The organism is Pseudomonas sp. MDT1-17, from assembly GCF_054898105.1.
The window spans coordinates 3832237-3855837 of record NZ_JBUBVM010000001.1 but is presented as its reverse complement, the minus strand read 5'-3'; the positions used below and the strand labels follow the sequence as shown (position 1 = coordinate 3855837).

Below are 23601 nucleotides of genomic sequence, written 5' to 3'. Positions count from 1 at the left end.
ATGTCCTGGACGTGATCGCGCTCCTACGCTGCTTATTCAGCGTTTCTTCACCTGCGCGCGCAGCCGTTCTTCCTGCTCCCGCAGTTCTGGAGTGAACTCAGCCCCGAAATCCTCAGCCTCGAACACCTGGCGAATCTCGATCTCGGCGTCGGTGCCGGGCATCGGGTTGGGGCAGCGCTTGACCCAGTCAATCGCTTCCTGTTTCGACTTCAGATTCCATAGCCAGTAGCCGGCGATCAGCTCCTTGGTTTCGGCAAACGGGCCGTCGATCACCGTGCGCTGGTCACCCGAGAAACGCACGCGGGCGCCTTTGCTGCTGGGTTGCAGGCCATCGCACTCGATGAGGATGCCGGCCTTGACCAACTCCTCGTTGTAGTTGCCCATTGCGGTCATCAGTTCCTCGCTGGGCATCACACCGGCCTCGGAATCCTGGCTGGCTTTCACAATGATCATGAATCGCATGGTCTTATCTCCGCTGGATTTGAGTGATTCACTTCCTAGTCGAATGGCCGTCATCTGAATCGACACCGTTTCTTACGGAAAATAGCCGAAAAAGCAGATTTGTTTCTCGACAGTCAACTCGCTACACGGCTGTTGAGGCGGGTTGTATCCAATGTGTGCGGCGAGACTTCACAATTTGTATCTGGGCATAGGTCGTCGGACCATTTCGTGGTTAACTTCGGCCTCTTCAAAATTCTCTACAACAACGTTCAGAAGGACTCCGTTCATGGCTCAAGTCACTCTTAAAGGCTCCCCGGTTCAAGTCAACGGCCAACTGCCACAAGCCGGTTCCAAGGCGCCAGCCTTTTCCCTGGTTGCCGGCAATCTGTCCGATGTGACCCTGGCGAGCTTCGCCGGCAAGCGCAAAGTGCTGAACATCTTCCCGAGTGTTGATACCCCGACCTGCGCGACGTCGGTTCGCAAGTTCAACACCCAGGCCAACGATGTCGCCAACACTGTCGTGCTGTGCATCTCCGCTGACCTGCCGTTCGCTCAAGCTCGCTTCTGCGGCGCCGAAGGCCTGGAAAACGTACAGAACCTGTCGACCCTGCGCGGTGCCGAGTTCATCGAGAACTATGGCGTTGCCATCGCTGACGGCCCGCTCAAAGGCCTGACTGCCCGTGCCGTCGTGGTGCTGGACGAAAACGACAACGTTCTGCACAGCGAACTGGTCAAGGAAATCGCTGAAGAGCCGAACTACGAAGCAGCTCTTGCTGTTCTGAAATAAGCATACCCTTACAATTGTTAACGGCCTGGCCCTGTCCAGGCCGTTTTCATTTGTGCTTCAGTGTCTTAGATAAATCTCCTGTTACGTAAGCTGAAGGTAAATTGCCGGTAAAGCCGCTTTGCTTAATGCCCGCCAGTGCTTATCGTTCAGCCTCCTGTAGAAGAAGCCCACGCGCCCAATGGTTGATCATTCCATGCAATCCTCCGTTTCCCGTAGTCCCCGTCGCTGGCTGTTTGGCCTGCTTGTCCTGTTGGTCATCGCTGGCCTGTGCTGGAAATTCTGGCCCGCCGGCACTGCCCAAAAAGAGGGCGCAGGGCAAAAAGCCGTTGCCGGACACACCGGCAGGTCGGGAGGGATGCGTCCGGGTTTCGGTGGCGCGACCGGGCCCGTTCCGGTGCGTGTCGCGCCAGCGGTCAAGGGCGACTTCCCGCTGTATTACAAAGCGCTGGGCACCGTGACGGCGCTGAACACCATTAATGTGCGCAGCCGCGTCGGTGGTGAGCTGATGAAGATCTCCTTCGAGGAAGGGCAGATGGTCAAAGCGGGCGATCTGCTGGCTGAAATCGATCCGCGTCCTTACCAGAATGCCTTGCTTCAGGCCGAAGGCACGTTGCTGCAGAACCAGGCGCAACTGAAAAACGCCCAGGTCGATGTGGAGCGCTATCGCGGCTTGTATCGCGAAGACAGTATTGCCAAGCAGACTCTGGACACCGCCGAAGCGCTGGTGGGCCAGTATCAGGGTACTGTCAAAACCAATCAGGCAGCGGTCAACGATGCCAAGCTCAATCTGGAATTCACCAAGATCCGCGCCCCGATTGCCGGGCGTGTGGGCTTGCGTCAGCTGGATGTCGGCAACCTGGTGGCAGCCAACGACACCACGGCGCTGGTGATCATCACCCAGACCCAACCGATCAGCGTTGCCTTCACCTTGCCGGAAAACAGCCTGGAAACCGTGCTGGCCCGTTATCGCACCGGCGCCAAATTGCCCGCCGAAGCCTGGGACCGTGGCGACACCAAGTTGCAGGCCACTGGCGTCTTGCAGAGCCTGGACAACCAGATCGACGTCACCACCGGCACCCTGAAATTCAAGGCACGTTACGAGAACCGAGATCAGGCGCTGTTCCCGAATCAGTTCGTCAACGTCCATCTGCTGGCCGACACCCTCAAAAACGTGGTACTCGCACCTTCGGCAGCGATTCAGTTCGGCACCAACGGCACGTTTGTCTACGCCCTGGACGGCGACAAGAAAGTCACGATTCGTCAGTTGAAGGTCGGCGCCAGTGACGGTGAAAACACCGTGATTACCGAAGGCCTGGCCCCTGGGGATCGTGTTGTCCTTGAAGGCACCGACCGCTTGAAGGAAGGCAGCGAAGTGGAAGTAGTCAACGACACCAAGGACGTGCCGACGACCCCGACCGGCCATCTGCAAGGCAAATCGGGGGCCAACGCGACTGAGCCTGCGACCACCGACAAGGCGAAAAAGGGCGGCGCATGAACATCTCGCGGCTGTTCATCCTTCGCCCGGTAGCCACCACCCTGAGCATGCTGGCCATTATCCTGGCCGGCGTGATCGCCTATCGGCTGCTGCCGGTGTCGGCACTGCCTCAGGTCGATTACCCGACCATCCGCGTGATGACGCTGTATCCCGGCGCCAGCCCGGATGTCATGACCAGCGCCGTGACCGCGCCCCTTGAGCGTCAATTCGGGCAGATGCCCGGCCTGACGCAAATGGCGTCGACCAGTTCCGGCGGTGCCTCGGTGTTGACCCTGCGTTTCAGCCTCGACATCAACATGGACGTCGCCGAGCAGCAGGTGCAGGCGGCGATCAATGCCGCGACCAATTTGCTGCCCAAGGACCTGCCGGCGCCGCCGGTGTACAACAAGGTCAACCCGGCGGACACCCCGGTGCTGACCCTGGCCATCACCTCCAAGACCATGCTGCTGCCCAAGCTCAATGACTTGGTCGACACGCGGATGGCGCAGAAAATCGCCCAGATCAGCGGTGTCGGCATGGTCAGCATTGCCGGTGGCCAGCGTCAGGCGGTGCGGATCAAGGTTAACCCTGAAGCCCTCGCGGCTAATGGCCTGAACCTCTCCGACGTGCGCACCCTGATTGGCGCCTCCAACGTCAACCAGCCCAAGGGCAACTTTGACGGCCCGACCCGGGTGTCGATGCTCGACGCCAATGACCAACTGACTTCGCCCAAGGATTACGCCAACCTGATTCTCGCCTACGCCAACGGCGCGCCGTTGCGGCTCAAGGATGTGGCGGAGATTGTCGATGGCGCGGAAAACGAACGTCTGGCGGCGTGGGCCAATGAAAACCAGGCGGTGCTGTTGAACATTCAGCGTCAGCCCGGTGCCAACGTCATCGAAGTGGTCGACCGGATCAAAGCCCTGCTGCCAAGCATCACCGATAACCTGCCGGCCGGCCTTGACGTCACGGTCCTCACCGACCGCACCCAGACCATTCGCGCCTCCGTCACCGATGTGCAACACGAGTTGCTGATCGCCATTGCGTTGGTGGTCATGGTCACCTTCCTGTTCCTGCGTCGGGCCAGTGCCACGATCATTCCGTCGGTGGCCGTGCCGCTGTCGCTGATCGGCACCTTCGGCGTGATGTACCTCGCCGGTTTCTCGGTCAACAACCTGACCCTGATGGCCCTGACCATCGCCACGGGTTTCGTGGTGGACGATGCGATCGTGATGCTGGAGAACATTTCCCGGTATATCGAAGAAGGGGACAGTCCCCTTAATGCCGCGCTCAAGGGCGCCAAGCAGATCGGCTTCACCCTGATTTCCCTGACCTTGTCGCTGATCGCGGTACTGATTCCGCTGCTGTTCATGGCCGACGTGGTGGGGCGGCTGTTCCGCGAATTTGCTATCACCCTGGCGGTGGCGATCCTGATTTCCCTTGTCGTCTCCCTGACCCTGACACCAATGATGTGCGCGCGGCTGCTCAAGCGTGAACCCAAGGAAGAAGAACAGGGCCGTTTCTATCGGGCCAGCGGCGCCACAATTGATTGGATGATCGCGGCTTACGGGCGCAAGTTACAGTGGGTTCTCAAGCATCAACCGCTGACCCTGATGGTGGCCATCGGCACGCTGGCGTTGACCGTGTTCCTTTACATGGTGGTGCCCAAGGGCTTCTTTCCGGTGCAGGACACCGGGGTGATCCAGGGCATATCCGAGGCGCCGCAGTCGATTTCCTTCGCCGCCATGAGCGAGCGTCAGCAGGCATTGGCCAAAGTGATCCTGGCGGATCCGGCGGTGGAAAGCCTGTCGTCCTACATCGGTGTGGACGGTGACAACTCGACGCTCAATAGCGGTCGTCTGCTGATCAACCTCAAATCCCACAGCAACCGCGACCTGAGCGCAACCGAGGTGATTGCACGTCTGCAACCGGAGCTGGACAAGCTCACCGGCATTCGCCTGTTCATGCAGCCGGTGCAGGACCTGACCATCGAAGACCGCGTCAGCCGTACTCAATACCAGTTCAGCATGTCGTCGCCGGACTCGGAGTTGCTGAGTCTGTGGAGCGGTCGCCTGGTGGACGCACTGGTCCAACGGCCGGAGCTGACCGACGTTGCCAGCGACTTGCAGGACAAGGGCTTGCAGGTCTATCTGGTGATTGACCGCGACGCGGCATCGCGGGTCGGCGTGTCGGTGTCGAACATCACCGATGCGCTGTACGACGCCTTCGGTCAGCGGCAGATTTCCACCATCTACACCCAGGCCAGCCAATACCGCGTGGTGCTGCAATCGCAGTCAGGCGAGAAGATCGGCCCGGATGCGCTGAACCAGATTCACGTGAAAACCACCGACGGCGGGCAAGTGCGCCTGTCCAGTCTGGCGCACGTCGAGGAGCGTCAGGCACAACTGGCGATCACTCACATCGGTCAGTTCCCGGCGGTGATGATGTCCTTCAACCTCGCGCCCGGCGTGGCGCTGGGGCAGGCGGTTGAGATCATCGACCAGGTACAAAAAGACATCGGCATGCCGATTGGCGTGCAGACTCAATTCCAGGGCGCGGCCGAGGCTTTCCAGGCGTCGCTGTCGAGCACCTTGCTGCTGATTCTGGCGGCCGTGGTGACTATGTACATCGTGCTCGGCGTGCTCTATGAGAGTTACATCCACCCGATCACCATTCTCTCGACCTTGCCCTCGGCGGCGGTCGGCGCGTTGCTGGCGCTGCTGTTGAGCGGCAATGACCTGGGAATGATCGCGATCATCGGCATCATCCTGTTGATCGGTATCGTGAAAAAGAACGCGATCATGATGATCGACTTCGCCCTCGACGCTGAGCGCAATCAGGGCATGGACCCGGAGACCGCGATCTATCAAGCGGCGCTGCTGCGTTTCCGGCCGATTCTGATGACCACACTCGCCGCGTTGTTCGGCGCCGTGCCGCTGATGCTGGCGACCGGCTCTGGTGCAGAACTGCGTCAACCGTTGGGTCTGGTGATGGTGGGTGGCTTGTTGTTGAGTCAGGTGCTGACACTGTTTACCACGCCGGTCATCTATCTGTACTTCGACCGCCTCGGCCGGCGCTGGGGGCGCAAGTCTGAATCCGTGGAAGCGGTAGAACAGCCATGAACCTGTCCGGACCTTTCATCAAGCGCCCGGTCGCGACCATGTTGCTGAGCCTGGCGATCATGCTGCTGGGCGGCGTGAGCTTCGGCCTGTTGCCGGTGGCGCCGTTGCCGCAGATGGACTTCCCGGTGATCGTGGTTCAGGCGAGCCTGGCCGGCGCCAGCCCGGAGGTCATGGCCTCGACCGTGGCCACGCCGCTGGAGCGCTCCTTCGGCGCCATCGCCGGGGTCAACACCATGAGCAGCCGCTCCAGCCAGGGCTCGACCCGGGTGATTTTGCAGTTCGACCTGGACCGCGACATCAACGGCGCAGCCCGGGAAGTGCAAGCGGCGATCAACGCCTCGCGCAACCTGCTGCCGAGCGGGATGCGCAGCATGCCGACCTACAAGAAGATCAACCCGTCCCAGGCGCCAATCATGGTGCTGTCGCTGACCTCCGACGTGCTGGAAAAAGGCCAGCTTTACGATTTGGCCTCGACAATTTTGTCCCAGAGCCTGTCTCAGGTGCAGGGTGTCGGCGAAGTGCAAATCGGCGGCAGTTCCTTGCCAGCGGTGCGCATCGAACTCGAACCGCAGGCGCTCAACCAATACGGCGTGGCGCTGGACGATGTGCGCAACACCATCGCCAACGCCAACGTGCGCCGGCCCAAGGGCTCGGTCGAAGACAGCCAGCGGATGTGGCAGGTTCAGGCCAATGATCAACTGGAAAAAGCCAAGGATTACGAGTCGCTGATCATTCACTACGCGGACGGCGCGGCCCTGCGCCTGAAGGACGTGGCCAAGGTCAGCGACGGCGTCGAAGACCGCTACAACAGCGGTTTCTTCAACAACGACGCAGCGGTACTGCTGGTGATCAACCGCCAGGCCGGCGCCAACATCATCGAGACGGTCAACGAAATCAAGGCTCAGTTGCCGGCGTTGCAGGCCGTGTTGCCGGCCAGCGTCAAACTAAACGTGGCAATGGACCGTTCGCCGGTAATCAAGGCGACCTTGCACGAAGCGGAAATGACCCTGCTGATTGCCGTGGCGCTGGTGATTCTGGTGGTGTTCCTGTTCCTCGGTAACTTCCGCGCCTCGTTGATTCCTACCCTTGCGGTGCCTGTGTCGCTGGTCGGCACCTTTGCGGTGATGTACCTCTACGGATTCTCCTTGAACAACCTATCGCTGATGGCGCTGATTCTGGCCACCGGGCTGGTGGTGGACGATGCCATTGTGGTGCTGGAGAACATTTCCCGGCACATCGACAAAGGCGTGCCGCCGATGAAGGCCGCGTACCTCGGGGCGCAGGAAGTCGGCTTCACCTTGCTGTCGATGAACGTCTCGCTGGTGGCGGTGTTCCTGTCGATCCTGTTCATGGGCGGGATTGTCCAAAGCCTGTTTCGCGAGTTTTCCATCACATTGGCGGCGTCTATCCTGGTGTCGCTGGTGGTCTCGTTGACGCTGACGCCGATGCTCTGCGCCCGTTGGCTCAAGCCGCATACACCGGGTGAGGAAAACCGATTGCAGCGCTGGAGTCAGCAGGTTAACGAGTGGATGGTCGGCAAATACGCGACAAGCCTTGACTGGGTGCTGCGTCACCGCCGGTTGACCTTGCTTAGCCTGATCGTGACAGTCGGCGTGAACGTTGCGCTGTATGTCGTTGTTCCTAAAACATTTATGCCTCAGCAGGACACTGGCCAGCTGATCGGTTTCGTGCGTGGCGATGACGGGTTGTCGTTCAGCGTGATGCAGCCAAAAATGGAAACCTTTCGCCGGGCTGTGCTCAAGGATGACGCGGTGCAGAGCGTCGCTGGCTTCATCGGCGGCACCAACGGCACCAACAACGCCTTCATGCTGGTGCGGCTGAAACCGATCAAGGAACGCAACATTTCTGCGCAAAAAGTCATCGAACGTCTGCGCAAGGAAATGCCCAAGGTCGCCGGTGCGCAGTTAATGCTGATGGCCGATCAGGACCTGCAGTTTGGTGGCGGTCGTGAACAGACCACGTCGCAGTATTCCTACATCCTGCAAAGCGCTGATCTCAGCGAATTGCGCCAGTGGTACCCGAAAGTCGTGACTGCGCTCAAGGCTTTGCCGGAGCTGACCGCGATTGACGCCCGTGAAGGACGCGGCGCCCAACAGGTGACCCTGATCGTCGACCGGGATCAGGCCAAACGCCTGGGCGTCGACATGGACATGGTCACTGCGGTGCTGAACAACGCTTACAGCCAGCGGCAAATTTCGACGATTTACGACAGCCTCAACCAGTATCAAGTGGTCATGGAGGTCAATCCGAAATATGCCCAGGACCCGATCACCCTCAAACAGGTGCAGGTGATCACCGCTGACGGCGCGCGGATTCCGCTGTCGACCATCGCTCATTATGAAAACAGCCTGGAAGACGACCGCGTCAGCCACGAAGGCCAGTTCGCCTCCGAGAGCATTTCCTTCGACATGGCCGAAGGCGTGACGGTGGAGCAGGGCACGGCGGCCATCGAGCGGGCCATTGCCCGACTCGGCATGCCGGAAGACGTGATCGTGAAAATGGCCGGCACCGCCGACGCCTTCGCCGCGACCCAGAAGAGCCAGCCGTGGATGATTCTCGGGGCGCTGGTGGCGGTGTATCTGGTGCTGGGTGTGCTGTATGAAAGCTACATCCATCCACTGACCATTCTCTCGACGTTGCCGTCGGCGGGGGTCGGCGCGTTGCTGTCGATCTATGCGCTGGGCGGTGAGTTCAGCCTGATTTCGTTGCTCGGGCTGTTCCTGCTGATCGGCGTGGTGAAGAAAAACGCCATTCTGATGATCGACCTGGCCTTGCAGCTGGAACGACATCAAGGCCTGGCGCCGCTGGAGTCGATTCGCAGTGCCTGTTTGCAACGTCTGCGGCCGATTCTGATGACCACCCTGGCGGCGATCCTCGGCGCGTTACCGTTGCTGCTGAGCCGCGCCGAAGGTGCGGAAATGCGTCAGCCACTGGGCCTGACCATCATCGGCGGGCTGATCTTCAGCCAGGTGCTGACCCTTTACACCACCCCGGTGGTTTACCTCTATCTCGACAAACTGCGCCATCGCTTCAACCACTGGCGTGGGGTGCGTACCGATGCTGCTCTGGAAACTCCGCTATGACTGACCGTTCGCTTTTCCATCTGGCTGCACCGCTGGTTACGGCCCGAGGCTCACGTTTGTTGAGCTTGGCGCTGTGCGTAGCGATGCTCAGCGCCTGCGCCATCGGCCCGGACTATCAGCGCCCGCAATCCGCCTCGCCAGTGCAATTCAAGGAAGCGGCAGGCTGGCGTCAGGCCAGTCCCGGCGATTCTCTGGCCCGTGGTGCCTGGTGGGAATTGTATGGCGATCAGCAGCTCAATGGCCTGATCGAGAAACTCAACAGCGCCAACCAGACCGTCGCGCAGTCCGAAGCCCAGTACCGTCAAGCCCAGGCGTTGGTGCGCAGTGCCCGTGGTGCGTTTTTCCCGACCGTGGACCTGACCGTCGGGAAAAACCGTTCCAGCCAGGGCACGGGCAGCAGCAGTTCGAGCCTGACCAGCTCTTCCAGCGGGATTCGCGACACCTATACCGCTCAGGCGGGGGTCAGTTGGGAAGCGGATATCTGGGGCAAATTGCGCCGTGGACTTGAGGCCGACACCGCCAACGCCCAGGCCAGTTTTGCCGATCTGGCGGCGATGCGCTTGAGTCAGCAGTCGGAACTGGTGCAGAACTATCTGCAACTGCGGGTGATCGACGAGCAGAAACGCCTGTTGGAAGCGACGGTCGAGGCCTATCAACGCTCGTTGAAAATGACCCAAAACCAGTACCGCGCCGGTGTCTCCGGCAAGGATGCGGTGGCGCAGGCACAGACTCAGCTCAAGAGCACCGAGGCTGACATGGTCGATCTGATCTGGCAGCGAGCGCAGTTCGAGAACGCGATTGCCGTACTGATCGGGTTGCCGCCGGCCGAGTTCAAGTTGACTGAAACCAAAGACATTCCTGCGTTGCCCGAGGTGCCGCTGAGCCTGCCTTCGCAATTGCTCGAACGCCGCCCGGACATCGCTTCCGCAGAGCGCTCGGTGATGGCGGCCAACGCCAACATCGGCGTGGCCAAGGCTGCCTATTACCCGGACTTCACCCTGAGCCTGAACGGCGGTTACAGCAGCAGCACTTCTTCCAACTGGATCAGCGTGCCGAATCGCTTCTGGTCGGTCGGGCCACAATTGGCCATGACCTTGTTCGATGGCGGCCAGCGCTCCGCGGAAGTTGACCGCAGCGAAGCGGCCTACGACGAAACGGTGGCCAAGTACCGCCAGACCGTGCTCGACGGCTTCCGTGAGGTGGAAAACTATCTGGTCCAGCTCAAGGTTCTGGAAAACGAATCCGAAGTGCGTCAACAGGCACTGGATGCCGCACGTGAATCGCTGCGTCTGACCCAGAACCAGTACAAAGCCGGGTTGATTGCTTACCTTGATGTGGTGGTGGTTCAAGCCACGGCGCTGAACAATGAACGCAACATGCTGGATTTGTTGCAGAGCCGGTTGATTGCCAGCGTGCAATTGATTGCGGCACTGGGTGGCGGCTGGGATGGTCAGCTACAGATGAGCGACAAACAATAACAGCAGCACCTCAAAGCCCTGTAGCAGCTGCCGAGCCTGCGAGGCTGCGTTCGGCTGCGTAGCAGTCGTAAACCCGGCACACACGGTCTTCCTGAAACACCGTGTCGTCTGATTTCACGACTGCTTCGCAGCCGAACGCAGCCTCGCAGGCTCGGCAGCTGCTACAGGGCTTTCAGGTGTCAAACAAGTGTTTCATCGGCTTGATGGCCCTTTGCTAATTTTGTCAGTGCGTTCTTTTACGCAATCAGTACAATCGCCCGATTTGCCCCCCGAGAATGGAAGCAGTACGGAGGGGCCGTAGCGAGTAGTCTCATGCTTATCGGTAGCTATTCCCCCACGCTGGTTATCATCTCGCTTTTTGTGGCGGTTCTCGCGTCCTATACCGCGCTCGACCTGACCGAACGCATCGCCACAGCCAAGGGCCGGGCCGTGCATCTATGGACGGCGGGCGGCGCTTTTGCCATGGGGGTTGGCGTGTGGTCGATGCATTTCATCGGCATGCTCGCGTTCAAATTGCCCGTCGACCTTGGTTACGACGTCAGCATCACGTTGCTGTCTCTGCTGATTGGCATCCTGTCCTGCGGCTTTGCCCTGTGGCTGGTCAGCCAGCCACAATTACCGGCCTGGCAATTGGCGTTTGGCGCGCTGGTCATGGGTGCCGGGATCAGCGCCATGCACTACACCGGCATGGCTGCCATGCGCATGCAGCCGGGCATCGATTACGATCCGACGCTATTCGGCGCCTCGCTGCTGATCGCCGTAGTCGCCTCGGGCGCCGCGTTATGGATCGCTTTCCGCCTGCGCCAGCACACGCCTTTTGTCGGCCTGATCCGTGGCGGTGCGGCGGTGATCATGGGCCTCGCGATTGTCGGCATGCACTACACCGGCATGGCGGCGGCGCGTTTCCCGGACGGCAGCTTCTGTGGGGCGGCCGTTAGCGGCTTGAACGGCAAGGGCCTGGACAATCTGGTGCTGATCACCACCCTGGCGGTGTTGAGCCTTGCTTTACTGACCTCGATCCTCGATGCGCGCCTTGAGGCACGCACCGCAGGACTCGCCCGCTCATTGACCGAGGCCAACCGCGAACTGACCCAATTGGCCTTGCATGACACCCTGACCGGCCTGCCGAATCGCGTGTTGCTGGCTGACCGCATCGATCAGGCGATGTCGATGGTGCGCGAGCAGGGCGGTTGTTTCGCATTGATGTTCATCGATCTGGACGGTTTCAAACCGGTCAACGATGCCTTCGGTCACCATATGGGCGATCTGTTGTTGCGTGAAGTCGGCCTGCGCCTGCGTGAGGATTTGCGCAGCCAGGACACCCTGGCGCGGATCGGCGGTGATGAGTTCGTATTGCTGGTGCAACTTGGCGAGCAGAGCGACGCATTGGCCCTGGCGGCCCGTCAGGTCGGGCTGATCGCGCGCTCGTTCCGGGTCGCCGAACATGACGTGCAGATTTCCGCCAGCGTTGGTATCGCGATTTATCCGGGTAACGGTGAAACCGCCGAAGAGTTGCTGATGAACGCCGACGCGGCGATGTATCACGCCAAGGGCGCCGGGAAAAACGGCTATAGCTTCTTCGATGCTTCGATGAACAGCAACGCGCGCAAACAGCTGCAATTGCTGCAGGACTTGCGTATCGCCCTCGATCAGCAGCAGTTCAGCCTCTATTACCAGCCCAAGTTCGATGCCGCCAATGGTCGGCCGGTCGGCGCCGAGGCGTTGCTGCGCTGGGTGCATCCGACCCAGGGCATGCTGCTGCCGGACAAGTTCATTGAACTGGCGGAAAAGACCGGGCTGATTATTCCGATTGGCGAGTGGGTGCTCAACGAAGCCTGCCGTCAGATGCGCGAATGGTACGTGCTCGGGTACACCGACTGGCGCATCGCCGTGAACCTTTCAGCCTTGCAGTTCTGCCACGCGGGCCTGGTCCAGAGTGTTGCCAAAGCCTTGGCCACTCACCATTTGCCGGCCAACAGCCTGACCCTTGAGATCACTGAAACCACCGCCATGAGCGATGCCGATGCGAGCATGACGGTGCTGCAGGAGCTTTCGACAATGGGTGTCGACCTGTCGATCGATGACTTCGGCACCGGCTATTCGAGTTTGATGTACCTCAAGCACTTGCCAGCCAACGAACTGAAAATCGACCGGGGATTTGTCCGCGATCTGGAACGTGACAGCGATGACGCCGCCATCGTTTCCGCCATCGTCGCCCTCGGCCAGGCGCTGGGGTTGCGGATCGTCGCCGAAGGGGTGGAAACCAACTCGCAGCAAGACTTCCTGACGCAACTGGGGTGCGACTCGCTGCAGGGCTATCTGCTCGGGCACCCGCTGCCGGCCGAACGCTTCATGGTGGATATTCACCGCGCAGAGCAATTGGCAGTGAGTTGAGAACCAGGTGATTGATGTGAGCCCATGCAAAATCCCGCGATGACGGTTATTCTTGCCCCCGACTGCTAATGCTTGGAAAGGGGGAAAGTTCGCATGGACAAAGTCATCGTCATCACTGGCGGCAGCCGCGGTATCGGCGCCGCCACAGCCCTGTTGGCCGCCGAACAAGGCTATCGGATCTGTATCAACTATCTGGCCGACGAATCGGCTGCGCAAACTGTGCTGGACCAAGTCCGGGCGCTGGGCGCGCAAGCTATCGCGGTTCGCGCTGATGTCAGCATCGAAGACGAAGTGATCGCCTTGTTCCACCGCGTGGACACTGAACTGGGCCGGGTCACGGCACTGGTGAACAACGCCGGGACGGTCGGGCACAAATCCCGGGTCGATGAAATGTCCGAATTTCGTATCCTCAAAATCCTCAGAACCAACGTCCTTGCGCCGATCCTCTGCGCGAAACACGCGATCCTGCGCATGTCGCCCAAACACGGCGGGCAGGGTGGCAGCATCGTTAACGTGTCCTCGGTGGCCTCACGCTTGGGCGCCCCCAGCGAGTACGTCGACTACGCGGCGTCGAAAGGTGCGCTGGATACGTTCACCATCGGCCTGTCCAAGGAAGTGGCCGGCGAAGGCATTCGCGTCAACGCGGTGCGCCCTGGTTACATCTATACCGACTTTCATGCGTTGAGCGGTGATCCCGATCGGGTCAGCAAGCTGGAGTCGGCGATTCCGATGGCCCGGGGCGGGCGGCCGGATGAAGTGGCTGAGGCAATTGTGTGGTTGTTGTCGGACAAGGCTTCGTATGCGACCGGGACATTCGTTGATCTCGGCGGCGGGCGTTAATCCTTAAGGTTCTTTTTTGTCTGATCTGACCTCTTCGCGAGCAGGCTCGCTCCCACAGTTGATCGCATTCCCCTGTGGGAGCGAGCCTGCTCGCGAAGGCGGTAGACCAGGCGCCATCAAGCCTTCAGAACGACCGCACAATCCGCCCCAACGTCTCCATCGCTTTCTCGGCAGTCTCATCCCAAGGGCTGCCGTAATTCAGCCGAATACAGTTCCTGAACCGCTGGGTCGGTGAAAAAATCGGCCCGGGCGCAATGCTGATCCCTTGCGCCAACGCCATCTGAAACAGCTTCAGCGAATCCATCTGCGGTGGCAATTCCAGCCACAGGAAGTAGCCGCCGGCGGGTTGACTGACGCGAGTCTGCGCCGGGAAGTAGCGCGCGATGGCGGCGAGCATGGCGCTTTGTTGTTCTTCCAGGGCGTAGCGCAGTTTTCGCAGGTGCCGGTCGTAGCCGCCGTGTTGCAGGTAATCGGCGATGGCTGCCTGGGCCGGCATCGACGCGCACAGAGACGTCATGAGTTTCAGCCGTTCGATCTTCTGCGCATAGCGCCCGGCAGCGACCCAGCCGATGCGGTAGCCGGGGGCCAGGCTTTTGGCGAATGAACCGCAGTGCATCACCAGTCCTTCGGTATCAAAAGCCTTCGCCGGTTTCGGCGCCTGTTGGCCGTAATAGAGTTCGGCGTAGACGTCGTCTTCGATCAGTGGCACTTGATGGCTGCGCAATAGCTCAACCAGTTCCTGTTTCTTCGCCTCGGGCATCGTCGCGCCCATCGGGTTCTGGAAGCTGGTCATGCACCAGCAGGCCTTGATCGGGTGCCGTTCCAGGGTTTGCGCGAGTACGCCAAGGTCGATGCCATCGCGCGGATGGACAGGGATTTCGACGGCTTTGAGCTTCAGCCGTTCGAGTATTTGCAGGCAGGCGTAGAACGCCGGGGCTTCTATGGCCACCAGGTCGCCGGGCTCGGTGACCGCTTGCAGGCACAGGTTCAGCGCTTCCAGCGCGCCGTTGGTGATCAGCAGTTCTTCCATGGGCAACATCAGCCCGCCGACCATGTAGCGCAGGGCGATTTGTCGACGCAGCTGCGGGTTGCCCGGCGACATGTCGGTGACGACCATGCGCGGGTCCATCTCTCGGGCAGCGCTGGCCAGGGATCGGGACAGGCGCTGCAGCGGAAACAGGGTCGGGCTGGGGAAGGCCGAGCCGAAGGGCACGGTGTTGGGGTCCTTTATCGAATCGAGGACCGAGAACACCAATGCGCTGACGTCGACTTCGGTGGACTCGCTGACCTGGCTGCTGATCACCGGCTCCGAGAACGGGCTCGGCGCGTGCGCGTTGACGAAGTAGCCGGAGCGCGGGCGAGCGCGGATCAGGCCTCGGCGTTCGAGCAGGTAATAGGCCTGGAATACGGTGGACGGGCTGACCCCGTAGGTCTGGCTCGCGTAGCGTACCGACGGCACGCGCTGGCCGGGGCCGAGGACGCCGGAGCGGATCAGTTCAGCGATGTCGTCGGCGAATTTTTCGTAGCGTTTCATCGAGTGCCTGGACTGGTGTCATTCATTGAAAAATGGGTGGCATTCAGGTCGCCAGGATCGCAGCCTTCGGCAGCTCCTACAATGGATCGGCGTACACCTGTAGGAGCTGCCGAAGGCTGCGATCTTTGGCGTTGCATCTTAAAGGCTCAACGATTCATCGGCGCAACAAACCGGCTCTTCGCCACGCTATAAATGTCCGGCTCATCACTGTCGACAATCTTGAAGCTGATGCTTTGCGAACTGCTGCTCGGCCGTTCCGTGGTCATCGCCACCGACACCGGCACATCAACTATCTCACCGGGTGCCAGGCTCAGTTCGGTCTTGCCTTGCAATTGGAAGCCGTCGCCATCGACCAGGGTCAGACGATAGTCCTGACGTTGCTGGGTCTTGTTGATGACTTTCAGGCTGTAGATGTTTTCGATCTGCCCCTGACTGTTCTCGCGGAACAGGCCACGGTCCTTGCTCACGTCCAGCGAGACCATCGGCCGCTCCACCAGCGCCAGGGCAAGCGCACCGATCATCACCAGCAGCACCGCGGTGTAACCGATCAATCGCGGCCGCAGCAGGTGAGTGTTGCCACCTTGCAACTGATGCTCCGAGGTATAGCTGATCAGTCCGCGGGCATAGCCCATTTTGTCCATGATCGAATCACAGGCGTCGATACACGCGGCGCAACCGATGCATTCCATCTGCAAACCGTCGCGGATGTCGATGCCGGTCGGGCAGACCTGCACGCACAGCTGGCAATCGATGCAATCACCGAGGCCGACTTCAGCCGGCGCCACGTCACGTTTGCGCGGGCCACGGTTCTCGCCACGGGTGACGTCGTAGGAGATGGTCAGGGTGTCCTTATCGAACATCACGCTTTGGAACCGCGCATACGGGCACATGTGCATGCACACGGCTTCACGCAGCCAACCGGCGTTGATGTAAGTCGCACCGGTAAAGAACAGAACCCAGAACAGACTGATGCCACCCATCTGCAAGGTCAGCAGTTCTTCGGCCAGTGGTCGGATCGGGGTGAAGTAGCCGACAAAAGTCAGGCCGGTCAACAGGCTGATGGCCAGCCACAAGGTGTGCTTGGCCGAGCGACGGATCAGTTTGTTCAGACCCCAAGGCGCAGCTTGCAGCTTGATCCGCTGGTTGCGTTCACCTTCGGTGAGCTTTTCGCACCACATGAAGATCCAGGTCCAGGAACTCTGTGGGCAGGTGTAACCGCACCAGACCCGCCCGGCGAATACGGTGATCGCAAACAGCCCGAACGCAGCAATGATCAGCAGCGCTGACAGCAGGATGAAATCCTGTGGCCAGAAGGTTGCACCGAAGATGTGGAATTTGCTCTCGGAAAGGTCCCAAAGCACCGCCTGGCGGCCGCCCCAGTTCAACCACACCGTGCCAAAGAACAGCAGGAACAGAAACCCCGCGCCACTCATGCGCAGGGTGCGGAATAAACCGGTGAAGCTGCGGGTGTGGATCAGGTTGTCGCTGGACTTGGCCTTCATCTTTGGACGCGAAGGCTCATAGCTTTGAACGGGCGAGGCACTTTCAACAATTCGGACGGGGATTCTATCGCTCATGGTCTTTCGCTCATCAGCCTCCATCAGGCCTGAGCACTATGAGCGGTGATCTGTTTGCATAACAGACTCACCTATTGCAAAAAAAAGCGGATCAGATGGGCGCTGATCCGCTGCCTGCGACACGTTGAAGCACCCGCTGCAGCGGGATGCAGGCGCCTACATCAAGCGTCTGCGGGTGTTGTTGATCCGGGTCAGTCAAATCACCGAATCACTGTCGGTAGCCTTCAAATGCCTACGACCGTCGACTGCGCCTGCTACGGTCAATGCATCGGCTTCTGCTTCGGTGATGTAGACGCGCTGGCCGTTGAGCTCCACCGCCGACATGGCTTTGTCCGAGTCGGTGATGATGGTGACGTCGGGGCACAGACGAATTTCTTCGCCGTTTTCGGTAATGAAGAAGCAGGTCTGGTTTTCGATGCGCACAGTCATGGAGGTGTCCTTTTTTCTGCGGGGTCTAAAGTGTTAGGGCACAGCCGAGGATCATCGTTCTGTGCAACCGATTAATGGTCGACGCGGTCCATCCTGAATCGAGCAACTTTCTTTCCAGTCATCACAAGGACAACACCATGAACGCTTGGTGGCATGAGGTTTGGGTGACCCTTCAATCGGAGTTCGCTGACATCGGCGACGCTTCACAACTGACGCGGATTACCGTGCGACTGCTGATGGCGGCGGTGCTGGGCGGGATTCTCGGCTTCGAGCGCGAGCACAAAGGCAAGGCCGCTGGCGTGCGCACCCACATGCTAGTGGCTCTCGGCGCCGCACTGTTTGTGCTGGTGCCGCAGATGTCCGGCTCTCAAGCCGATGCCATGAGCCGGGTGGTGCAGGGCGTGATCGCGGGGATCGGCTTTCTTTGCGCAGGCACCATTCTGAAAAACAACGAGGGCGACGAGGGGCATGTCAAAGGCCTGACCACCGCCGCCGGGTTGTGGATGACTGCGGCTATTGGCGTCTCGGCCGGGTTGGGGCGAGAGGCGACGGCGGTGTTGAGTACGTTCCTGGCGCTGGCGATCTTCAATGTGATGCCAAGGATCGTGAAATTACTCGATAAGGATCACGCCCCGTAATTGTCATGACGCTGGCTTCACAATGACCGGCGGCATGGTGCTTGGTGGCTCTTCCCTGGGTGGCGGGGTGGTGCCGGGCGGCTCCTGGTCAGGCACAGGTTCCGGTTCGGTAGGCGGAATGGTCGGGCTGTCGATGTTTGGATCAGGTGTCTCGGCAGGGATCGGAATGCTCATGGTTTTAGCCTCCAGTGGCACATGGCGTAAGTCGTGCTTAAGTGTGTTGACCACCGTGCGAAGTAATTGATTCCCCCGAAGGCTCAGGCAAATGCTCGTGAACTTTACCGGTGCCTGTGGCTCGGAACTTAGGTGAGTTCATTCCGGGGCGGACGGTCCTGCGGGATGGCGATCCAGTAACAAGCCACAGACACAAGAGCGTCCATGGGGCGTAAAGGAGAGATGCTCGATGACTGCTGAAAAACCGACAGAGCTGAACTACAACCCTCATATGCCGCTGTCGCAGGCTTTACTGCTACCGCGCATCGCAATCGAAAACACCATGCCGACACTCGATGGCGGCCAGTTCGCCGTCAAAGCCGTGGTCGGTCAGGACGTGGTGGTGACCAGCAAAGTGTTTGCCGACGGTCACGACACGTTGGCCGTGCGCGTGCGCTCGCGTGCCGAGGGTGACGAGACCTGGCAAAGCGAAGTCATGACGGACTTGGGCAATAACGGTTGGCAGGGCCAGTTCCGGGTCGCGCGCCAGGGCCGTTATGTGTTTTGCATCGAGGCCTGGATCGATCAGTTCGCCAGCTTCTGTTATGAGCTGGAGAAAAAACACGCGGCCAGGGTGCCGGTCAGTCTGGAATTGCAGGAAGGGCGAACGCTGGTCCAGCAAGCGGCCGAACGTATGGAAGGGCTGCTGAGTGAACAACTGGCGGCGCTGCACCATGAATTGTCGGGTCTGCTCGAAATCGAGCAGGTCGAGTTGTTTCTGCACCAGCGTAGCGCCGAGCTGATGTCGCAGGCCGATCATCGGGCCTATTTGAGCATCAGCCCTGAGTACCCGCTCGACGTCGAACGGGACCTGGCGCAGTTCGCCAGTTGGTATGAACTGTTTCCGCGGTCGATCACTGACGATCCGGCCCGTCATGGCACCTTCAACGATGTGCATTCACGGCTGCCGATGATCCAGGACATGGGCTTCGACGTGCTGTACTTCCCGCCGATCCACCCGATCGGCCGCAGCTACCGCAAAGGCCCGAACAACTCCCTGACCGCCGGGCCGGACGATCCCGGCAGTCCGTATGCCATCGGCAGCGAAGAGGGTGGGCATGAGGCGATTCATTCCGAGCTGGGCACTCGCGAAGACTTCCGGCGTCTTGTCGCGGCAGCCGCTGACCATGGGTTGGAAATCGCCCTCGACTTCGCGATTCAATGTTCCCAGGATCACCCGTGGCTGGAGCAGCATCCGGGCTGGTTCAACTGGCGGCCGGACGGCACGATCAAATACGCCGAGAACCCGCCGAAGAAATACCAGGACATCGTCAACGTCGATTTCTATGCCGCCGATGCGATTCCGAGTCTGTGGGTCGAGTTGCGCGACATCGTGGTGGGTTGGGTCGAGGAGGGCGTGAAGCTGTTTCGCGTCGACAACCCTCACACCAAACCGCTGCCGTTCTGGCAGTGGCTGATCGCTGATGTGCGGGCGCTGTACCCCGAGGTGATTTTCCTGGCCGAGGCCTTTACCACCCCGGCGATGATGGCGCGGTTGGGCAAGGTCGGTTACTCCCAGAGCTACACCTACTTCACCTGGCGCAACAACAAGTCCGAACTGGCGACCTACTTCACCGAACTCAACGAGTCGCCGTGGCGTGAATGCTTCCGGCCGAACTTCTTCGTCAACACACCGGACATCAACCCGGCGTTTTTGCATGAGTCCGGGCGCGCCGGTTTTCTGATACGTGCGGCGCTGGCAACCATGGGCTCCGGTCTGTGGGGCATGTATTCAGGCTTCGAACTGTGCGAAGCGGCACCGGTGCCGGGCAAGGAGGAATACCTCAATTCCGAGAAGTACGAAATCCGCCCGCGGGACTTCAACGCGCCGGGCAACATTATTGCCGAGATCGCCCAGCTCAACCGGATCCGCCGGCAGAACCCGGCACTGCAGACGCATCTGGGCTTGAAGCTCTACAACGCCTGGAACGACAACATTCTGTACTTCGGCAAACGCAGCGCGGATGGCAGCAATTTCATTCTGGTCGCCGTCAGCCTTGATCCGCAAAACGTCCAGGAAGCGAATTTCGAATTGCCGCTGTGGGAAATGGGCTTGCCCGACGACGCCAGCACCCAGGGCGAAGACTTGATGAGCGGTCATCGCTGGACCTGGCACGGCAAGTACCAATTCATGCGGATCGACCCGGCAAATCAACCGTTCGGGATCTGGCGCATCACAACCTCCTAACTGTGGCGAGGGGGCTTCATCGAATTCAAAGGAGCTTCAAATGGCGAAGAAACCCAAGGCTGCCACCTTTATCAAAGACCCGCTCTGGTACAAGGATGCGGTGATCTACCAGGTACACGTTAAGTCTTTTTTCGACTCCAACAATGACGGTATCGGCGACTTTCCTGGCCTTATCGCCAAACTCGATTACATTGCCGATCTCGGCGTCAACACCATTTGGCTGTTGCCGTTTTATCCCTCGCCACGGCGCGACGACGGCTACGACATTGCCGAATACCGTGGTGTGCATTCTGACTACGGCACCATGGCCGACGCCAAGCGTTTCATCTCTGAAGCCCACAAGCGTGGCCTGCGGGTGATTACCGAACTGGTCATCAACCACACCTCGGACCAGCACGCCTGGTTCCAGCGCGCGCGCAAAGCCAAACCTGGCTCGGCGGCACGGGACTTCTATGTCTGGTCCGATGACGATCAAAAATACGACGGTACCCGGATCATCTTTCTCGACACCGAAAAGTCCAACTGGACCTGGGACCCGGTAGCCGGCCAGTACTTCTGGCACCGCTTCTATTCCCACCAGCCAGACCTGAACTTCGATAACCCGCAAGTCATGAAAGCCGTGCTGTCGGTGATGCGCTACTGGCTCGATATGGGCATCGACGGTTTGCGTCTGGACGCGATTCCGTACCTGATCGAACGTGACGGCACCAACAACGAAAACCTGCCTGAGACCCACGACGTCCTCAAGCAGATCCGGGCCGAAATCGACGCCAATTACCCCGATCGCATGCTGCTGGCCGAGGCCAACCAATGGCCGGAAGACACGCAGCTGTACTTCGGTGACACCGACGCCAAAGGCCTGAACGGCGACGAATGCCACATGGCGTTCCACTTTCCCCTGATGCCGCGCATGTACATGGCATTGGCTCAGGAAGATCGTTTCCCGATCACCGATATTCTGCGCCAGACCCCGGAGATTCCAGCCAACTGTCAGTGGGCAATTTTCCTGCGCAACCACGATGAGTTGACCCTGGAAATGGTCACTGACAAGGAGCGCGATTACCTGTGGAATTACTACGCGGCCGACCGTCGGGCGCGGATCAACCTGGGGATTCGCCGACGTCTGGCGCCGTTGATGGAGCGCGATCGTCGTCGTGTTGAATTGCTCAACAGCCTGCTGCTGTCGATGCCCGGCACGCCGACCCTGTATTACGGCGACGAAATCGGCATGGGCGACAACATCTACCTCGGTGACCGTGACGGCGTGCGTACGCCGATGCAATGGTCGATTGACCGCAATGGCGGTTTTTCCCGCGCCGACCCGGCCAGCCTGGTGTTGCCGCCGATCATGGACCCGCAATACGGCTACCTGTCGGTCAACGTTGAAACCCAGGCCGGCGACCCGCATTCGCTGTTGAACTGGACCCGGCGCATGCTCGCCGTGCGCAAGCAGTCCAAGGCCTTCGGTCGCGGCACGCTGAAAATGCTGTCGCCGAGCAACCGGCGGATTCTGGCCTACACCCGGGAATTCACCGGGGCCGACGGCAAGCACGAGATCATCTTGTGCGTGGCCAACGTGTCCCGTAGCGCGCAAGCGGCGGAGCTGGACCTGTCGGGTTACGTCGGCATGGTGCCGGTGGAGATGCTCGGCGGTAACGCCTTCCCGCCGATTGGCCAGTTGAATTTCCTGCTGACCCTGGCGCCTTACGGTTTTTATTGGTTCGCGCTCGCGGCGGAAAACCAGATGCCGAGCTGGCACGTGGAACCGGCGCAAAGCCTGCCGGACTTCACCACGCTGGTGCTGAAAAAACGCATGGAAGAACTGCTCGAGGCGCCGTCCCGCGGCACGCTGGAGCAGGGTATCTTGCCGAACTGGCTGCAGAATCGCCGCTGGTTCGCCGGCAAGGACGCGGCCATCGAGCAGGTCAACATTGCTTACGGTGTGCGCTTCGGCGAGCCGCAACACCCGGTGCTGTTGAGTGAAATCGACGTCACCAGCGGCGGCCAGACCAGTCGCTATCAGTTGCCGTTCGGCTTTATCGCGGAAGATCAGGTCGGTGCCGCGTTGCCTCAGCAATTGGCCTTGTCTCGGGTCCGGCGCGTGCGTCAGGTCGGTTTGATCACCGACGCCTTCAGCCTCGACACCTTTGTGCATACGGTCTTGCACAGCATTCAAAGTAATTCCGTATTGCCATCCAGCGCGGGCGAGATCCACTTCGAGCCGACGGCGGAACTGGCGAAACTCGGCCTGACCGGGGAATCGGAAGTGCGTTACCTGTCCGCCGAGCAGTCCAACAGTTCGGTGGTGATCGGCAACAGCCTGGTGCTGAAACTGATCCGCAAGGTCGCGTCTGGCGTGCACCCGGAACTGGAAATGAGCGCGTTCCTGACCAACGCCGGTTTCCGCAATATTTCGCCACTGCTGGGTTCGGTGGTGCGCCGTGATCCGGCGGGCGAGGACAATCTGCTGATGATTGCCCAAGGCTACTTGAGCAATCAGGGCGACGCCTGGGAATGGACCCAGAACAACCTCGAACGGGCGCTGCGCGACGAACTGGCCGACGCCATGTCCGAGCAGGAGCAACACTACAACGCCTTGGGTGAATTGAGAGACTTCGCCGGCATGCTCGGTCAGCGTCTGGGCGAAATGCACCAGCTACTGGCGGCGCCCAGCGGCAACCCGGACTTCGCCCCGCAGGTCACCTCCCAGAAAGATGCCCTGGCCTCGGCCAAGGACGTGGCGGCGCAACTGGAGTACGCGCTGAAGTTGCTCAAACAGCATCAAAGCGAATTGAATCCGGCAGACAACGCCTTGGTCAGTCGTTTACTGGACAACAAAAAAACCATCCTCAGCCATGTTCAGGAGCTGGGTAAAAAAGCCGTCGGTGGTCTGCGGATTCGCGTCCACGGCGACTTGCACTTGGGCCAGGTGCTGGTCATCAAGGGCGACGCTTACCTGATCGACTTCGAAGGCGAGCCGGCACGGCCGCTGCACGAACGTCGGGGCAAACACAGCCCGTACAAAGACGTCAGTGGCGTATTGCGTTCCTTTGACTACGCTGCGGCAATGGCGATCAATGTGCACAACGTCGACAACACGGCCGATGCCCAAGCCGCTCGTCTACGTGTCGCCGATCGCTATTTAAATGAAGCAAGACAAGCATTTGTCGACGCTTATCGGCTGGCGGCAGCTAGTCTTGCTCATGCATGGCAAGACCCGGAAGGCGAGGACGCCGCGCTGGCGTTGTTCGGCCTGGAGAAGGCAGCGTATGAAGTGGCCTATGAGGCAGAAAATCGCCCCACCTGGTTGCCCGTGCCGTTGCACGGTTTGTATGGGTTATTGAGTGGGCTTAAACCCTTTTCCGATCTTGGTGGAGAGTAG

The 23601-nt window shown here is 60.1% G+C and carries 15 protein-coding genes; 10 read left to right on the top strand and 5 right to left on the bottom strand.

What is annotated here, in order from left to right; all coding sequences use genetic code 11:
- Positions 1-36: 36 nt before the first annotated feature.
- The gene (locus ACYZTX_RS17790) at positions 37-462 is read right to left on the bottom strand and encodes a YciI family protein (RefSeq protein ID WP_462035179.1); all 426 of its coding nucleotides are present in this window, start codon (positions 460-462) and stop codon (positions 37-39) included.
- Between the two features lie 265 nt (positions 463-727).
- On the opposite strand from ACYZTX_RS17790, the gene tpx reads away from it, so the two are divergent.
- The 7 genes from tpx to ACYZTX_RS17755 all read left to right on the top strand — a co-directional run bounded on the left by tpx (position 728) and on the right by ACYZTX_RS17755 (position 13640).
- The gene (gene tpx, locus ACYZTX_RS17785; RefSeq protein ID WP_462035178.1) at positions 728-1228 is read left to right on the top strand and encodes a thiol peroxidase; all 501 of its coding nucleotides are present in this window, start codon (positions 728-730) and stop codon (positions 1226-1228) included.
- Between the two features lie 178 nt (positions 1229-1406).
- The gene (locus ACYZTX_RS17780) at positions 1407-2723 is read left to right on the top strand and encodes an MdtA/MuxA family multidrug efflux RND transporter periplasmic adaptor subunit (RefSeq protein WP_462035177.1); all 1317 of its coding nucleotides are present in this window, start codon (positions 1407-1409) and stop codon (positions 2721-2723) included.
- Positions 2720-5824, top strand: a complete 3105-nt coding sequence (locus ACYZTX_RS17775; RefSeq protein WP_462035176.1) for an MdtB/MuxB family multidrug efflux RND transporter permease subunit — start codon at positions 2720-2722, stop codon at positions 5822-5824. The genes ACYZTX_RS17780 and ACYZTX_RS17775 overlap by 4 nt, the downstream gene beginning before the upstream one ends.
- The gene (locus ACYZTX_RS17770) at positions 5821-8928 is read left to right on the top strand and encodes an efflux RND transporter permease subunit (protein ID WP_462035175.1); all 3108 of its coding nucleotides are present in this window, start codon (positions 5821-5823) and stop codon (positions 8926-8928) included. The genes ACYZTX_RS17775 and ACYZTX_RS17770 overlap by 4 nt, the downstream gene beginning before the upstream one ends.
- Positions 8925-10406: an efflux transporter outer membrane subunit gene (locus tag ACYZTX_RS17765; RefSeq protein WP_462035174.1), complete on the top strand. Its 1482-nt coding sequence runs from the start codon at positions 8925-8927 to the stop codon at positions 10404-10406. Before ACYZTX_RS17770 ends, ACYZTX_RS17765 begins: the two co-directional genes overlap by 4 nt.
- Before the next feature lie 312 nt (positions 10407-10718).
- The gene (locus ACYZTX_RS17760) at positions 10719-12800 is read left to right on the top strand and encodes a putative bifunctional diguanylate cyclase/phosphodiesterase (RefSeq protein ID WP_462035173.1); all 2082 of its coding nucleotides are present in this window, start codon (positions 10719-10721) and stop codon (positions 12798-12800) included.
- A 93-nt stretch (positions 12801-12893) separates the two neighbouring features.
- Positions 12894-13640 carry an SDR family oxidoreductase gene (locus tag ACYZTX_RS17755; protein WP_462035172.1) on the top strand — a complete coding sequence of 249 codons (747 nt, stop codon included), beginning with the start codon at positions 12894-12896 and terminating at the stop codon, positions 13638-13640.
- Between the two features lie 124 nt (positions 13641-13764).
- Here ACYZTX_RS17755 and mapR read toward each other — a convergent pair whose 3' ends face one another.
- From mapR to ACYZTX_RS17740, 3 genes are all read right to left on the bottom strand, one after another.
- Positions 13765-15174, bottom strand: coding sequence for a GntR family transcriptional regulator MpaR (gene mapR, locus ACYZTX_RS17750; RefSeq protein WP_462035171.1), 1410 nt, complete (start codon positions 15172-15174; stop codon positions 13765-13767).
- 146 nt (positions 15175-15320) lie between these two features.
- On the bottom strand, positions 15321-16751 hold the full coding sequence (ccoG, locus tag ACYZTX_RS17745; RefSeq protein WP_462035170.1) for a cytochrome c oxidase accessory protein CcoG: 1431 nt from the start codon (positions 16749-16751) through the stop codon (positions 15321-15323).
- A 195-nt stretch (positions 16752-16946) separates the two neighbouring features.
- Entirely contained in the window at positions 16947-17180 is a 234-nt protein-coding gene (locus tag ACYZTX_RS17740; RefSeq protein ID WP_462035169.1) for a DUF3203 family protein, read from the bottom strand.
- A gap of 137 nt (positions 17181-17317) precedes the next feature.
- Between ACYZTX_RS17740 and ACYZTX_RS17735 the strand changes: the two genes are divergently transcribed.
- Positions 17318-17818, top strand: coding sequence for an MgtC/SapB family protein (locus tag ACYZTX_RS17735; RefSeq protein ID WP_462035168.1), 501 nt, complete (start codon positions 17318-17320; stop codon positions 17816-17818).
- Positions 17819-17821: 3 nt separating this feature from the next.
- On the opposite strand, the gene ACYZTX_RS17730 is transcribed toward ACYZTX_RS17735, so the two are convergent.
- Positions 17822-17992 (bottom strand): hypothetical protein, encoded by a 171-nt coding sequence (locus ACYZTX_RS17730; protein ID WP_462035167.1) that lies wholly within the window; start codon positions 17990-17992, stop codon positions 17822-17824.
- Positions 17993-18221: 229 nt separating this feature from the next.
- Between ACYZTX_RS17730 and ACYZTX_RS17725 the strand changes: the two genes are divergently transcribed.
- Positions 18222-20219 carry an alpha-1,4-glucan--maltose-1-phosphate maltosyltransferase gene (locus ACYZTX_RS17725; RefSeq protein WP_462035166.1) on the top strand — a complete coding sequence of 666 codons (1998 nt, stop codon included), beginning with the start codon at positions 18222-18224 and terminating at the stop codon, positions 20217-20219.
- A gap of 40 nt (positions 20220-20259) precedes the next feature.
- Positions 20260-23601 (top strand): maltose alpha-D-glucosyltransferase, encoded by a 3342-nt coding sequence (treS, locus tag ACYZTX_RS17720; RefSeq protein WP_462035165.1) that lies wholly within the window; start codon positions 20260-20262, stop codon positions 23599-23601.